We start from the raw sequence: 2,467 nt of genomic DNA, 5'->3' as shown, positions 1-2,467 counted from the left end.
TGAACAGTGATGTTCAGCAGTGTTCAGCGTAAATGTATCAGTATGGTTGCCTATTTGCTGGAAGTCGGCTGTGAGGAACTCCCGGCCAGTTTTGTGGATTCGGCTCTGGAGCAGTGGCGAACCGGGATCCCGGCCTCTTTGGCGGAGGCCCATTTGCAAGCGGAGCAGATGCAGCTTTTCGGTACGCCGCGCCGCCTGGCGGTTCTGTTGCAGGGGTTGCCCACCCAGCAGCCGGATCGCACTTTGGAGGTGAAGGGGCCGCCGGTTCAGGTCGCCTACCAAGATGGCCAGCTCACCCCTGCCGGGGAAAAATTTGCCCAAAAACAAGGGGTGGATCCCGGCAGCCTGGAAATCCGGCAAGTGGGCAAGGGATCCTTTGTGTTTGCGGTGCAGCGGGTGCGGGGCCGACCAACAGCAGCTGTGCTCCAGGAACTGGCACCCGCCTGGATTACCAACTTGAGTGGTGAACGGCTGATGCGCTGGGCCTGCGGGGATCTGAAGTTTCCGCGCCCCATCCGCTGGCTGGTCTCCCTTTGGGATGATCAGGTGCTGCCTTTGCTGCTGCCGACCCACGAGGACAATTCCATGCCGGGCTTGGTGGCGGGGCGGGTGAGCCGGGGGCACCGCGTTTTGGGATCCCAGCAGGTTGTCCTGGAGCGGGCCGAGAGCTACGTTCAGCAAATGCAAGAGGCGGGGGTCAGCCCCGATCCGGCAGTGCGGGAAGCGTACATTCAGGCCGAGGTAACCAAGCTGGCCAGGCAGGTGAATGGGGAAGCGCAGATCCCTGCCCCTCTGCTGCGGGAGGTGGTGCAGTTGGTGGAGTGGCCGACGGCGGTTTTGGGGCGCTTTGAGCCGGAATTTTTGCGCCTGCCGCCGGCGGTGATCGAGACGGTGATGATCACTCACCAGCGCTACTTCCCAGTACGGGATGGCCGGGATCCCCAGAAATTGCTGCCCTATTTCATCACCATTTCCAATGGCGACCCCCGGCAATCGGAGCGGATCGGGGCAGGCAACAGCCGGGTGGTACGGGCGCGCCTGGCGGATGCCCGCTTTTTCTACGAGGAGGATCGGCGGATCCCCTTGGCGCAGCGGGTGGAACGCCTGCAGGCGGTTACTTTTGCCGAAGGGCTGGGCTCCATGCGGGACAAGGTGGAGCGCATCCGCCACATCAGCCGCCTCATTGCCGCTGCCCTGAACTTGGATCCCCAGGAGCAGGCGCTGGTGGATCGCACGGCTTACCTGTGCAAGGCGGATCTGGTTACCCAAATGGTGTACGAATTCCCCGAGCTGCAGGGGATCATGGGAGCCGAGTATGCCCGCCACGACGGTGAGCCGGAGGCGGTGGCCGAGGGGATCGAGCAGCACTACTGGCCTTTGGGGGCGGGGGACGCTTTGCCCAATTCCTTGACCGGGCGGGTGGTGGGCTGGGCGGATCGCCTGGATACCTTGGTGGGCATGTTTCGCTTGGGGCGGATCCCCACCGGCTCCTCGGATCGCTTTGCCCTGCGGCGGGCCGCCAACAGCCTGGTGCTGGTTGCCTGGGATGCCGGCTGGACTTTTGACTTTAACTCCCTGTTGCAGAGTGTGGTGCAGGACTATGCCGTTCGCGCTGGCGGGCCGCAGGCCTTGGGAGATGTCCACACCTTGCGAGCCTTGCAGGAGTTTTTGGCCCAACGGATACAGACCCTTTTGCAGGAGGAAAAACGGATTGATTACGACTTGGTCAGGGCCGTAGTGGGGGATCCAGAGTCCGTCAAAGCGGAGGATCCCCAGAAGGCCGAGCTCACCTTGCGGGCCCTGGGCAACCTGCCCTTGACTTTGCTGCGGGCGGAGTACCTGCAACACCTGCGGGCCACCGGGGAATTGGCGGATCTCTATCCCACCCTCAATCGCTGCGCCCGCCTGGCAGCCCAAGGGGACTTGGACTACGCCGTGGTGGATCCGGCAGCCGCCGTGGATCCCGACCAGTTGCAGGAGGCGGCAGAAAGGGAGTTGTACGAGGCTTGCCAGAAAATCTATCGTCTGGGGGTGGAGCCGGCCTTACGGGGAGATTTTGTTCCCTTGGTGGAAGCTCTGCAAGCGGCAGCCCCTCAGGTAGCCCAGTTTTTTGAAGCCGTTTTGGTGATGGATCCGGATCCTGTGCGACGGGCCAACCGGCTTAATTTGCTGGGGGTATTGCGCAACCAGTCCCGCCTGTTGGGGGACATGGGGGCTGTGGTTATGGCAGGGGAATCCTCGCCGGAGAAGACCCCCTAGCCGTTTCAGATCAGTTTACTTCGAGACAGATCCCCCTCACCCCCAGCTTCTCTCCCAGAGGGAGCTACCCCCCAAGGACTCTGTCCCACTGGCGCGAACGGCTTGGGAATGGACATATCGTCATTTCCACTCAAACTCAGAACACTTTGCCCACACCTAAACCGTTGGTCGCGTCTTCGCGTCAGCGTTGCGGAGCAATAGCGTTGCG

At 62.3% G+C, this 2,467-nt stretch carries 1 protein-coding gene; it reads left to right on the top strand.

Features of this window, described 5'->3' with window-relative positions; genetic code table 11:
* The first annotated feature begins 36 nt into the window (after positions 1–36).
* Positions 37–2,259 carry a glycine--tRNA ligase subunit beta gene (gene glyS / locus NW843_RS13605; RefSeq protein WP_414523221.1) on the top strand — a complete coding sequence of 741 codons (2,223 nt, stop codon included), beginning with the start codon at positions 37–39 and terminating at the stop codon, positions 2,257–2,259.
* Positions 2,260–2,467 lie beyond the last annotated feature (208 nt).

This window comes from Synechococcus sp. R5-12, from assembly GCF_047502655.1.
In the GTDB taxonomy this organism is placed as follows: Bacteria; Cyanobacteriota; Cyanobacteriia; order Thermostichales; family Thermostichaceae; genus Thermostichus.
Note: the sequence above shows the minus strand (reverse complement) of the source record. Positions and strands in the feature narration are given on the sequence as shown.